General features: G+C 62.0%; 10 protein-coding genes. 8 read left to right on the forward strand and 2 right to left on the reverse strand.

Going from position 1 to position 12,336, the window contains the following annotated elements:
* Positions 1-2 precede the first annotated feature (2 nt).
* On the reverse strand, positions 3-1,442 hold the full coding sequence (gene nhaC, locus HA399_RS10825) for a Na+/H+ antiporter NhaC (protein ID WP_404324970.1): 1,440 nt from the start codon (positions 1,440-1,442) through the stop codon (positions 3-5).
* A gap of 654 nt (positions 1,443-2,096) precedes the next feature.
* Here nhaC and HA399_RS10830 point away from each other — a divergent pair.
* The 4 genes from HA399_RS10830 to HA399_RS10845 all read left to right on the forward strand — a co-directional run bounded on the left by HA399_RS10830 (position 2,097) and on the right by HA399_RS10845 (position 6,806).
* Complete coding sequence (locus HA399_RS10830; RefSeq protein WP_404324971.1) at positions 2,097-3,860, forward strand: BCCT family transporter; 1,764 nt, start codon at positions 2,097-2,099, stop codon at positions 3,858-3,860.
* Between the two features lie 169 nt (positions 3,861-4,029).
* Positions 4,030-5,406 carry an NAD(P)/FAD-dependent oxidoreductase gene (locus HA399_RS10835; protein WP_404324972.1) on the forward strand — a complete coding sequence of 459 codons (1,377 nt, stop codon included), beginning with the start codon at positions 4,030-4,032 and terminating at the stop codon, positions 5,404-5,406.
* A gap of 145 nt (positions 5,407-5,551) precedes the next feature.
* Positions 5,552-5,932, forward strand: a complete 381-nt coding sequence (locus HA399_RS10840) for a nuclear transport factor 2 family protein (protein ID WP_216060339.1) — start codon at positions 5,552-5,554, stop codon at positions 5,930-5,932.
* A 250-nt stretch (positions 5,933-6,182) separates the two neighbouring features.
* Positions 6,183-6,806 (forward strand): helix-turn-helix domain-containing protein, encoded by a 624-nt coding sequence (locus tag HA399_RS10845; RefSeq protein ID WP_404324973.1) that lies wholly within the window; start codon positions 6,183-6,185, stop codon positions 6,804-6,806.
* A gap of 113 nt (positions 6,807-6,919) precedes the next feature.
* On the opposite strand, the gene HA399_RS10850 is transcribed toward HA399_RS10845, so the two are convergent.
* Positions 6,920-7,648 carry a FadR/GntR family transcriptional regulator gene (locus HA399_RS10850; protein ID WP_054556160.1) on the reverse strand — a complete coding sequence of 243 codons (729 nt, stop codon included), beginning with the start codon at positions 7,646-7,648 and terminating at the stop codon, positions 6,920-6,922.
* Between the two features lie 224 nt (positions 7,649-7,872).
* On the opposite strand from HA399_RS10850, the gene HA399_RS10855 reads away from it, so the two are divergent.
* From HA399_RS10855 to HA399_RS10870, 4 genes are all read left to right on the forward strand, one after another.
* Positions 7,873-8,901, forward strand: a complete 1,029-nt coding sequence (locus HA399_RS10855; RefSeq protein ID WP_404324974.1) for a 4-hydroxythreonine-4-phosphate dehydrogenase PdxA — start codon at positions 7,873-7,875, stop codon at positions 8,899-8,901.
* Positions 8,902-8,961: 60 nt separating this feature from the next.
* On the forward strand, positions 8,962-10,134 hold the full coding sequence (locus HA399_RS10860; RefSeq protein ID WP_024952543.1) for an L-rhamnonate dehydratase: 1,173 nt from the start codon (positions 8,962-8,964) through the stop codon (positions 10,132-10,134).
* 10 nt (positions 10,135-10,144) lie between these two features.
* Positions 10,145-11,158 (forward strand): AraD1 family protein, encoded by a 1,014-nt coding sequence (gene araD1 / locus HA399_RS10865; protein WP_404324975.1) that lies wholly within the window; start codon positions 10,145-10,147, stop codon positions 11,156-11,158.
* Positions 11,159-11,321: 163 nt separating this feature from the next.
* Positions 11,322-12,320, forward strand: coding sequence for a TRAP transporter substrate-binding protein (locus HA399_RS10870; protein ID WP_404324976.1), 999 nt, complete (start codon positions 11,322-11,324; stop codon positions 12,318-12,320).
* Positions 12,321-12,336: the final 16 nt, after the last annotated feature.

Consider the following 12,336-nt stretch of genomic DNA (forward strand, 5'->3'; position numbering starts at 1 on the left):
GATCAAGCTTCCTGAGAAAGAGGTGAAGTTGTGACGGAATGTGTGGAATTCAGGGCGCGGCGCCCCTTCCAGAACGCGAGCCCGGTCATAGCGCTGATGAGACAGCCAGCCATGAAGGCGAAGTGATAGAACAGGTACGGGAGGTAATCGAGGGTCGCCACGCCGGTGGTGGCCGCCATGAAGACAGCACCGCTGGTCCAGGGAATCATCGGGCAGGACAAGGTGCCGCCGGCCTCGCAATTGCGCGAGAGCACCCGTCGCTCGATATCCTGCTGCTCATAGAGATTGCGAGTCATGGCCGAGGCCGTGAACAACGAGACATAGGCGGCGCCACCGAAGACTGAGCCGAAGAATCCGCAGGTCACGGTGATGAGGGTAAGGCTGACGTCTCCCTTCACCATCCGCGACAGACGATTGCCCACCGAACGGATGACGCCGAGGCTTTCCATCAGCCCGCCGAGCCCGAGCGCGAAGATGACGATGACGACCACCGGCAACATGGACTGGATGCCACCGCGGCTGAGAATCCCGCCGATCGTGGAACCTTCCAGCGTCTGGGAATAGCCCTGATACAGCGACATGGCAGCTTCGAGAGGCGTTGCGCCCTGCACCCACCAGGCACACAGCACACCGAGGAAGGCCCCTATCGCGATCACCGGAATGGCAGGCTTGCGCGCCATCAGAAGGCCGAGGGTGATCAACAGCGGCAACAGCAACATCGGGCTGATCACGAACAGGGCATCCAGGTCACTCAACATCACCTGAGCGGACTGCATGGCCTGGCTGGATGCCGCGGAATCCATGCCCAACAGGTAGAAGCCGCCCAGCACGAGCACACCGGCAGGCAAGCCAACCCAGGCCATGGAGCGCACGTGATCGATCAAGGAGACATCACACAGAGAGGACGACAGGATGGTGGTATCGGACAGCGGGGAGATGGCGTCACCGACATAGGCGCCAGAGATCACGGCCCCTGCCACATAGGGCAGCGGAATCTCGAAACCCGCGCCGACGCCCATCATCGCGACGCCGACAGTCCCCACCGAGGCAAAGGAGGTACCTGTCACCAGGCTGGTCAAGGCGCAAGCCAGAAACGCGATGGGCAGGAAGGTACCCGGGTGGACGAGACTCAGGCCGTAATAGATGACGGTCGGCACAATGCCGCCCGCGATCCAGGAGCCGACCACCGCGCCCACACAGGTAATGATCAGCACGCCTTCCATGCCGCGCATGATGCCTTTCATCAGGCCCGCCTGCAGGCTGGGGTACGGCACCTTCAGCATCCAGCCACACAGAATCAGCAGGAACCAGGCAGCGAACAACGCCAGTGCCACCGGCACCTTGAGCAGCAGGACGCTGGACATCAATAGACAGAATGCCAGGAAGATTCCCGACAGGGATGCCCCGTTCAACTCCGGGACGGAGGGGTTTTCAGTTGTCATGACTGCACCTTTTTGGAATTGTATACAGTACACATTAACTCTATACCGACCTTCCCGAGAGGCGCAAGCAACTTGTGTGAGCCCATAGACTCGAGCCCCTCATCAGGGAGTGATGAGGGGCTCGCAGCATGCTGACCTTGTTGATTCACGCCATTGGCTTATCCCTTGGCTGCCTTTCGCTTTCTTGCTCCAGTCACTGCTGCCCCCTCTCTGCTGCCCCCTCTCTGCTCTCTTCTCTACTCCCCTCTCTGCTCCTACCTCTACTCCGCTCTCTACCCCCCTCTCGCCTCTGTTCGCTGGCCTGCCACCATCGAGCCAGGCTGCGCATCGGCGTTATTTTCTTTGTATTTCAATAAGTTAATGCCGTAAGACAATCACTTTACATATGAATGAAAAAATACTGAAAAATTTCACTTGCGCGATTTTACTCGCCGTCTATTTTCATTTGTGACGCGAGAAGATTCATCGAGTGCTGTATCAGCTGCAGCGCATTCACTGACGATGGATGGGGACCTTGCCAGTTCGATGAAGACGATGTCCCAGCCCCCGCTCCCATGACAACAATAAAATCTGCTCTCGATATTCCTGTCGGCTTGTCAGGTGCCTGACGAGATCTGGCGTGGAGCATCAGGGCCCCTTCCTGGAGGCACCCCAGTGACAGCAACACGCAATCCCGCAGCGGCTGAGCGCGCTGGCAGCAACGGCGTTCCGCGCTCATCCGGTCTGCTTGGCGACTACGATAAAGGGCTGTTCTGGCCCGTCCTCAGCATCTACACCCTGATCATGATCTATGCGCTCGCGGCGCCGGAGCAGACCGGCGCGGCGTTGTCCGGCATACGTGACTTCCTGATCTTCAATTTCGGCTGGAGCTTCGTGCTCGGTGTCGCCGCGACGCTGATCTTCAGCTTCTATCTGTTGCTCAGCCCCTTCGGCGGCATCCGCCTGGGGCCGGATGATTCACGTCCTGAGTTCAGCTATGTGGCGTGGATCTCGATGATCTTCAGCTGCGGGCTGGGCATCGGCTTCGTGTTCTTCAGCGTCGCCGAGCCATTGACGCACCTCTACACCTCCTCGCATGTGCAGGACCTCAATCAGGTCGGCCAGCAGGCCGGGGTATCAACCGCGATCCGCAACACCCTGATGGACTGGGGCATGAATGGCTGGGCATTGTTTGCCGTGGCCGCCTGGGCCATCGCCTTTCCTGCATATCGCCTCGGGCAGCCGCTGACGGTCGCCACCGGTCTCTACGGTCTTCTGGGGGAGCGCTGCAACAGCAGTCTGTGGGGCAAGCTTGCCAACGGGCTTGGCGTGATCGGCACCATCGGCGGCAATGCCACCATGATCGGGCTGGGCGTCACCTCCATCAGCTATGCCTTGAAGGTGCTGTTCGGGCTCGAGTTCGGCGCCTTCGGTCAGGCCATGGTGATGCTGGTGATCATCATCGCCTATGTGGCATCGGCGGCGACCGGCATCGAGCGCGGCATCAAGTACCTCAGCCTGCTCAACATGATCATGGCCGGCGCCATATTGCTGGCGCTGCTGGCCTTCGGCCACGCCCCGGCGCAGTACCTGCTGAACATGATTACCCAGCAGTTCGGTGACTACTTCGGCTCGGTGTTCGTCAACCAGTTCTGGACCGACGCGGGCAGTTTCGAACAGCGTGAGTGGGTGGGTTGGTGGATGATCTTCTACTGGCTCTGGTACATCTCCTACATCCCCTTCTGCGGCGGTTTCATCGCGCGCATCTCCCGCGGCCGCACCCTGCGCGAATTCGTGTTCGGCGTGGTGGTGGTGCCGATGCTGCTGTCGATCGTGTGGTTCAGCATCTGGGGCGGCTCGGCCGGCTATGCCGAGGTCAATCAGATCGTGCCGCTGTGGGAAAGCGTGCAGGGCAATCCGGAATCCGGCATCTACCTGTTGCTGCAGAGCATGCCCGGCGGCTGGTGGCTGTGCCTTGCGGTGCTGTTCAACATCATCGTCTTCGCCGTCACCACCTCGGATTCGGCCTCGTTCTTCTCGGCCATGCAGGTCTCCAATGGCAACGAGAATCCGAAGATCCTGATGCGCCTGCTGTGGGGCGTGATCATCGGCGTCACCGGCATCGTCTTCCAGCTCGCCGGCGGCTTCAACGCCATCAAGAGCCTGGCGATCGTGGTCGGCGCGCCCTTCTTCCTCGTCAGCATCGCTTACATGTTCTCTGTCTATCGCATGCTCAAGGCGACCCATGAACAGCCCGCGACGGCCATGCAGCCGGCCCCTCAGGTAAAGCCGATGCCTGCCGAAGCCGCTGAGCCGGAAGCCTCCAGCGCTGTGGCACCCGCCACGCCAGCTAGCACGCCGAGTACCTCGCCAAGTACCACGGCTACGCCACCCGCCCTCCCGGGGTCGGGAAGCCAACCCATCCCGGGCGCGACCTGAGCGGCATGACGGGCTCACGTCGTCTCGAGCAGGCAAGCCAGCAGAGCGCAACGAACATGAACCAACACCGCCATTGATCGCCAATGACAACGATCACCAACAACGATCACCAATGACAACGATCGCCAATGACAACGATCGCCAACAACAAGACGGATGGTGACCCACGATGACTGTCAAGCAGCCTTACAATCCTCACTACGACCCTCTCAAGGACAGCTCTCCGGGCGAAGGAGTGGATTATGCGCCGAGCTACTGGCGCTACCACGCAGGGCCGCCGCCCGAGGATGATGGCCCGGTCACTGACGACATGGAGGCCGACGTGGTGCTGATCGGCGCCGGCTTCACCGGCCTTGCCACGGCGATGTTCCTGGCGCGTGAGCATGGCATCAAGGCGGTGGTGCTGGAGGCCAATCAGATCGGCTGGGGCTGCACCAGTCGCAATGGCGGCCAGGGCCACTTGGCCTGGGGGCGTCTGAGCCGCAGCCAGTGGGTCAGGAAATGGGGCGTCGACATGGCGCGCCAGCTGCACGCCAATAGCCTGGAGGGGTTCGAGGTCTTCAAGTCCCTGACCCAGGACCCGGAGGTGGACTGCGAGCCTCAGCCATTGGGCAATCTGCTGATCGCCCATAGCCCGCAGGCCATGCAGCATCTCGAGGCCGAATCACGTCTGTGCAACAACATCCTCGGCTACCGGACCCGAACGCTGGACCGCGCGTCAGTGCATCGCGACTTCATGGGCGATCAGGAGAGTCACGGTGCGATGCTGGAGCCCGAGGGCATCGCCGTGCAACCGCTCAAGCTGGCCTACAGCTATGCGCGTATCGCGCGCCGCCATGGCGCCCGAATCCACACTAGCAGCCCGGTGCAGCACTGGACGACCGAGAACGGCATCCACTATCTGCAGACACCGGGCGGCACGGTCAAGGCGCGCGCGGTGGGCATCGCCACGGCGGGCTATACCAGCCCCAATCTTCACTCGCTGACCGCCTATCGCAACATGCCGATCATGGCCAACTCGGTGTGGACGCGCACGCTGACCGACGATGAGATCGAGGCTTGTGGCCTGCATTCCACCATCTTCGCCACGGACACCCGCAAGCTGCGCCACTACTACCGACTGCTGCCCGAGAAGCGCCTGCAGATCGGGACGCGCAGTGCCATCAGTGGCGCGGATGCGCAGAACGCCCGGCATCTGGATGTGGTGCATGAGGCCATCGCGCGCAAATTCCCGGCGCTGGCCGGCATCGAGACGCCGTGGTTCTCGCATGGCTGGATGGATATCTCCCACGACATGATGCCGCGCATCGTGCAGCCGGACCCCAAGCAGCAGATCTTCTACTCCCAGGGTTACAGCGGCAACGGCGTGTCGTTCTCGGCCTATGCCTCCAGGCAGCTGGCCGCGCTGATCGCCGGGAAGTCGCTGCCGGAGGTTCATCTGCCGATCTTCAACTCGCCGCTGCCCGCCCATCCGCTCAGGCCTATCCGGCGCATGGGGCAACACCTGCTCTACAAGTATTTCCAGGTGCTGGACAAGGTGAGCTGAGTCACGCGCCGCGCGAGTTGCGCCACTGATCGCTCCTATCACTTCCCGCTATCACTTCCCGACACGCCGCGGCGCTCTCGAATGCCGTCGCGGCACCTCCCACTGACATGCCTCCTTCGGCGTGCAAGCACCAGAGAGACGCACCATGAATCGTGAACAGATGACCGCCATGTTCGATGCCTTCAATCGCCACGCCATCGATGAGGTCATGGAGTACTTCGCCGACGATGTGGTCTTCGATACCGTGTCCGGCGATGAGGCGCACGGCACGCGTATCGTCGGCAAGGCCGCCGTACGCGATGCCTTCGTGAATACCTGGACGACCATGCCCGATGTGCAGTGGGCCAAGGGCGAGTTCTTCTTCGCTGATCAGCGCGTCGTCTCCGAATGCACCTTCATGGCGACCCAGCCCGATGGCCTGCGTGTCGAGGCCGATAGCGTAGATCTCTTCACCCTCGAGAAGGGCAAGATCACCCGCAAACAGGCCTTCCGCAAGCAGCGACCGGCCTTTACGCCAGCCGCGTGATTTTCACGCGCAGTAAAGACGCAAAAGGCCAGTCGCGATGACTGGCCTTTTGCGTCTCAAGCGTTATCTCAGAAGTCTCGACCTCAACCCCCTATCAAGACCCGCCTCGACACGACGATTTGATAACGACACAGGCTTATCTCTCGACGCCGCATGCTGATAATCTTGCTGATGAAAACCGCTGCATGCTTTTCATCCACATGAAATGTCACTCATTGACCGCCAGCGCCCATTGCCAAGAGGAAACCGGATGACCACGGACTCAGACTCCTCACAGGCATCAACCGGCAGCACACTCAGCAATGCAGAACAGGAAGACCGCCGTATCGGCAGGCAGCTGCGCGACCTGCGCAAGTCCCGCCAGCTGACCCTCAGCCAACTGGCGGAACGCGTCGGCAAATCCGTCGGTTATCTGAGCCAGGTGGAACGCGGCGTCTCCTCGCTGCCCATCGGGGTGTTGCAGACGCTGAGTGACGCCCTCGACGTGCGCGTCAGCTGGTTCTTCCAGCCGGGCGGCAGTGATTCGGCGGTCGAGCAGGAAACCATCGTGCGCGCGGATCAGCGCCGCGCCATGAATCTCGGCGCCATCGGCGCGCGGGAAGAATTGCTCTCCCCTCGCCTGAGCGGTCAGCTCATCCTGATCATGACCCGCCTTCAGCCCGGTGGCAGCGGCGGCGAGACGCCACGTGAGCGGCGCGGTGAGGAAGCGGGGTATGTGGAAAGTGGCCAGCTGGAGCTGACCCTCGGCGAGCAGGTCTTCCTGCTCAACTCGGGCGACAGCTTCTCGCTGACCGGGGAAGAACCCCACTGGATTCGCAACCCCGGCGAGACCGAGACCCGTATCGTCTGGGTGATGACGGGCGTCGAGTATTGAGGCTTCGCGCTCAGAGTCCGCTTGTTCGCGCCCTTCTATTTATTATCACTTATATACATCCCGCTTATGCATGCCCCGCTCTGTTTCATACCCCTCGTGATTCATCTCCCCTCTCAATGGGGCATCTTGTCGCGCGTGGTGTAATAGACGCTGTCGATATGCGAGAGCATCGCGCGTTCGGCGGCGTCCGGGTCACCGGCACGTAGCGCCTCGACGATACGCACATGCTCTTCATAGCTGCGCTTGATCGAGCCGTGTTCGGCCATGACCTGGCGGCGGATGTTGAGCGCGTAGGTATAAAGCTCATCGGCATAGCGGATCAGGATCTCGTTGCGCGAGTATTCGGCGATGACGTGATGGAAGTTCTGATCCGAGAGCTGGAAGTTCACCGGCGAGTCGAAGTGCTGTGACTGGGCCTCCAGCAAGGCGTCGAGCTTCTTGAGCCCCACCTCATCGATATGTCGCGCGGCGCGGCGGGCGATGGCGGATTCCACCACGATCCGGCTCTCGAAGACGCTCTCGATATCCAGGTTGTTGAGCTCATCGCCCTGCTGACGCGCGGGATGATTGCGGAAGCTGTCGATCACGGCCTCACTGGCGCAGACCCGTGACTTGCTGCCGTGCGAGACATTCAAGAGGCCATAGCCCGTCAGCAGCGCCAGCCCCCCGCGCACCGTCTCACGACTCACTTCAAACAACTGCGCCAGCTCACGCTCGCTGGGCAGCTCATCTCCATCGCGCAGCAGCCCCGTCAGGATCATCTCGATGAGCTTGTCGGCGAGAATTTCCTTCTTGGTCTGATTCTTCAGCGCTTTCTCGAAGGCGAAAGGCGTCTGCTTCATGCAGCCTCCACTGGTATATATTTCATACCAGCATAACCGACAACCGCATATCACGCATCCACAAACCGACCATGGTCGCAATTTTCGAGAAAACCTTGACCGATCAGCGTGGCCTCGGCTAATTTTTATCTCAACTGGTCTGGTAAACCAACCAGCAGACCATAAAATGCGAATTGATTGAAGAAACCAACAACAACGCCAACTCTCACAAGGCTGGAATTCACATGTCCGCAACACGCCCTGTCATTGCCCTAACCCTTGGTGACCCCGCCGGTATCGGCCCGGAGCTGATCGCGCGCCTGGTCGCGGAACCCGAGCAATTCGCCGAGACCCACAGCGTGCTGGTCGGCGATCAGTGGCTATGGGAGCAGGGCCAACGCCAGGCCGGTCTCTTCACCCAGCTGCCACGCGTCGCAAGCTTCGCCGAGGCCCGCCAGCATGAAGGCCTGTCATTGATGCTGGTGGAAAGCGTGGCGCGAGAGGACGTGACGCTGGCCGAGGAAAGCGCCGCCTGTGGCGCCTCGACCCTCGCGGTGCTGTCTCGCTGCCTGGAAGCGGCCCAGAACGAGGAAGTTGACGCCATCTGCTTCGCGCCGCTCAACAAGCTGTCGATGAAGAAAGGCGGTCTGGGGCATGAGGATGAGCTGCACTTCTTCGCCGAGAAACTGGGAGTCGAAGGCTATTTCTGCGAGTTCAACACCCTGGGGACGCTGTGGACCTCGCGCATCTCCTCGCACATTCCGCTCAAGGACGCCGCCGAGTACGTCACCCAGGAGCGCATCATCGCCGCCAGCCAGCTGATTCATGACTCGCTGAAACTGGCTGGCTTCGAACGCCCGCGCATCGCCGTCGCCGCCTTCAACCCCCACGGTGGCGAAGGTGGCACCTGTGGCCGCGAGGAAATCGACGTCATCGCGCCGGCCGTCGCGCGCTGCAGTGAACAGGGCTACCCGGTCGAAGGCCCCTTCCCGGCTGACACCATCTTCCTCAAGGCGCGCGATGGCGAGTACGACGCCATCGTGACCATGTACCACGACCAGGGGCAGATCGCGATCAAACTGCTGGGCTTCAAATCCGGCGTCACCGTCCAGGGCGGCCTGCCTATTCCCATCACCACGCCGGCCCACGGCACCGCCTTCGATATCGCCGGTCAGGGCAAGGCGGACGTCAACCCGACCCGCAATGCCTTCGCGATCGCCAAGCGCATGGGCACCAACCTGCGTGCGCTGCGCCTCGAGACCGCTTCTGCCTGATGCGCTTGTGCCTCTCGCTCATGAACCTGAATCAACGCCATCCACAACAAGGATAATTCGATGAAGATCACCAACGTCAGAACCCGCGTCTTCGAATGGAAAGGCCACACCGTCCCCCCGACCGCCCACTTCTGCTCCAACGCCATGGACGAGCTGTGGGACAAGGGCGACTCGATGGGCACCTTCCGCTTCCACGGCTGGACGGTAGTGGAGATCGAGACCGACAACGGCCTGGTCGGGCTGGGCAACGTGGCGCTGGCGCCGCGCATCGCCAAGGCGATCATCGATCAGTACCTCACGCCGCTGATCATCGGTCAGGACCCCTTCGACTACGAATACCTGTGGCAGCGCATGTACCGCTCCACCCACGCCTGGGGCCGCAAGGGTATCGGCATGGCCGCCATCTCCGGCGTCGATATCGCCATCTGGGACATCATGGGCAAGGCGGTCGGCAAGCCGGTCTTCAAGCTGCTGGGCGGACGTACCAAGGAGAAGATTCCCTGCTACGCCTCCAAGCTCTACCGCACCGACCTCAAGGGCATGCAGGAAGAGGCCCAGTCCTATCTGGATCAAGGCTTCACCGCCATGAAGATGCGCTTCGGCTACGGCCCGCGTGATGGGGTCGAGGGCGTGCGTGCCAACCTGGATAGCGTGGCTGCCGTGCGCGAAGTCATCGGCGAGGATGTCGACCTGATGCTCGAGTGCTACATGGGCTGGAACCTGGACTACGCCAAGCGCATGTTGCCGAAGCTGGAACGCTTCCAGCCGCGCTGGCTGGAAGAGCCGGTGATCGCCGATGACATCGATGGCTACGCCGAACTCAATCAGCTGACCAGCATTCCCATCTCCGGTGGCGAGCACGAATTCACCCATTACGGCTTCCGCCAGCTGCTGGAAAAGCGCGCCGTCTCCGTCATCCAGTACGACACCAACCGGGTCGGTGGCATCACCGCCGCGCGCAAGATCAACGCCCTCGCCGAGTCATTCAGCGTGCCGGTCATTCCGCACGCCGGCCAGATGCACAACTACCACCTGACCATGGCCTCTCTGGCCTCCCCGATGAGCGAATACTTCCCGGTGCATGATGTCGAGATCGGCAACGAGCTCTTCTACTACATCTTCAAGGGCGACCCGGAGCCGGTGAACGGCTTCATCGACCTCGACGAAGAGACCCCGGGGCTGGGCCTCGAGCTGAACAGCGACTACTTCGATCAGTTCAACATCATCGAGTGAGGAAGCCATCATGAGACTCGTCCAACTTCGCACCGCCAATGGCCCGCGGGTCGCCGTGGTCGAAAGCCGCGACCAGCTGCGCCTGCTCGACTTCCCCGGTGGCACCTATGAGCTGGCCTCCCGCGCCATCGAGCTGGGCATCGGGCTCAGCGCGCTGATCGAACAGCACTACTCGCACACCCTGGTCGACTACAAGCAGGCGATCGATCGCCGCGAACTGCTGCCGCCGGTCACCCACCCCGACCGCGCGCGCTGCACCGTCACCGGCACCGGCCTGACCCATCTGGGCAGCGCCGATACCCGCGACGCCATGCATGCCGCCGCCCAGGCACAAAGCGAGAATGACGCCAATGTCACCGACTCGATGCGCATGTTCCGCATGGGCCTCGAGGGCGGCAAGCCCGCCGCGGGTCAGGTCGGCGCGCAGCCGGAATGGTTCTACAAGGGTGACGGCAGCATCGTGGTCGCGCCGGAAACCGCGATCAGCGTGCCGGCCTTCGCCGAGGATGCCGGCGAAGAGCCCGAACTGGTCGGCCTGTACCTCAACGATGCCAATGGCCAGCCGCACCGCATCGGCTACGCCGTGGGCAACGAATTCTCCGACCACATCACCGAGCGCGCCAACTACCTGTGGCTGGCCCACTCCAAACTGCGCGCCTGCAGCTACGGGCCTGAGCTGCTGATCGGCGAACTGCCCCAACACCTGGAAGGCACCAGCCGTATTACCCGCGAAGGCCAGACCCTGTGGGAGAAGCCCTTCCTGACCGGTGAGGCCAACATGGCCCACAGCCTGGCTAACCTGGAACACCACCACTTCAAGTACGCCCAGTTCCGCGCGCCCGGTGACCTGCATGTGCACTTCTTCGGCACCGCCACGCTGAGCTTCGCCGATCAGATCAAGGTGCAGGAAGGCGATCGCTTCGAGATCGAGCTGCCGGCCTTCGGGCGCGCGCTGCGCAACCCGGTCGCCTTCGAGTCCCACGACAACCAAGCGGAGCAGCAATCCGCAATGGCAGTGCTGTGATCACTGCCGATCAGCACAAGAAGTAGAGAAGGATCAGGGTCTTGAGAACCCCGCCATCACACGGCCCTGATCCCGGCAGCACCAGCAGCACCAGCAGCACCAGCAGCACCAGCGTCAACACGCCGCCAATGCATCACGACAATAACGAGAAAAGGGTTTCGCCATGACAACCTCACGCCACCACACCACCGCCACCCTCCTGTCCGCCGCCCTGCTCAGTCTGGCGATGTCAGGCACTGCCACTGCCGCCACCTCGCTGACCTTCGCGCATGCCCACCCGGTCACCGATTCGCAGCATCTGGCCGCCGAACGCTTCGCCGAACGTCTCGCCGAGCGCAGCGCGGGAGAATTGACGGTCAAGATCTTCCCCAACGGCCAGCTGGGCAATGACCAGGCGATGATTTCCGGTGTCCGCAGCGGCACCATCGACCTGGAGCTCTCCGGCAATCCCTATTTCAGTGGTCTGGTCAGCGAGCTCAACGTGCTGGACCTGCCCTTCCTGTTCGACACCCGCGAGCAGGCCTATCAGGTACTGGACGGCCAGGTCGGTCAGGACCTGCTCGGTCGCATGGCACCTCAGCAGATCGAAGGGCTGGCTTTCTGGGAAATCGGCTTTCGCAACCTGACCAACTCGCGCCGCGCGGTAGAGACTGCCGATGACATCAGCGGCCTGACGCTGCGCACCACCCCGAACCCGGCGCATATCGCTGCCTTCCAGGCCCTCGGCGCCAACCCGACCCCGATGCCCTTCGCGGAGCTTTATACCGCGCTGGAAACCCGCACCGTGGATGGCCAGGAGAATCCGGTCAGCCTGATTCGCTCCGCCAACCTGTATTCGGTGCAGGACCATCTGTCACTGACCGCGCATGCCTATACCGCCGCGCCCTTGATCATGAACAAGCAGACGTTCGACAGCCTGGCACCCGAACTGCAGACGCTGATCAAGGAAGAAGCCCACGAAGCGGCCCGCTATCAGCGCCAACTCAATCATGACAATGAGCAGGGCGATCTGGCCTTCCTCGAGGAACAGGGCATGCAGGTCGTGCGCGAACCCGATACCGCCAGCATGCGGGCCAAGGTCGCCGAGCCGGTGCGCGCCGAGTTCACCGCCAAGCACGGCAGCGAGCTGCTGGAACGCATCGACGCCGCTCTCGCCCACTGATCACGCTCGCCTGACT

This window comes from Cobetia sp. UIB-001, assembly GCF_044789135.1.
Taxonomy (GTDB): Bacteria; Pseudomonadota; Gammaproteobacteria; order Pseudomonadales; family Halomonadaceae; genus Cobetia; species Cobetia amphilecti.

Bases quoted from the DNA above. Each gene is read 5' to 3' on its own strand.
- HA399_RS10845 (WP_404324973.1), top strand. From the start codon at position 6,183: ATGACCACGGACTCAGACTCCTCACAGGCATCAACCGGCAGCACACTC.
- HA399_RS10840 (WP_216060339.1), top strand. From the start codon at position 5,552: ATGAATCGTGAACAGATGACCGCCATGTTCGATGCCTTCAATCGCCAC.
- HA399_RS10835 (WP_404324972.1), top strand. From the start codon at position 4,030: ATGACTGTCAAGCAGCCTTACAATCCTCACTACGACCCTCTCAAGGAC.
- araD1 (WP_404324975.1), top strand. From the start codon at position 10,145: ATGAGACTCGTCCAACTTCGCACCGCCAATGGCCCGCGGGTCGCCGTG.
- HA399_RS10860 (WP_024952543.1), top strand. From the start codon at position 8,962: ATGAAGATCACCAACGTCAGAACCCGCGTCTTCGAATGGAAAGGCCAC.
- HA399_RS10850 (WP_054556160.1), bottom strand. From the start codon at position 7,648: ATGAAGCAGACGCCTTTCGCCTTCGAGAAAGCGCTGAAGAATCAGACC.
- HA399_RS10870 (WP_404324976.1), top strand. From the start codon at position 11,322: ATGACAACCTCACGCCACCACACCACCGCCACCCTCCTGTCCGCCGCC.
- HA399_RS10855 (WP_404324974.1), top strand. From the start codon at position 7,873: ATGTCCGCAACACGCCCTGTCATTGCCCTAACCCTTGGTGACCCCGCC.
- nhaC (WP_404324970.1), bottom strand. From the start codon at position 1,442: ATGACAACTGAAAACCCCTCCGTCCCGGAGTTGAACGGGGCATCCCTG.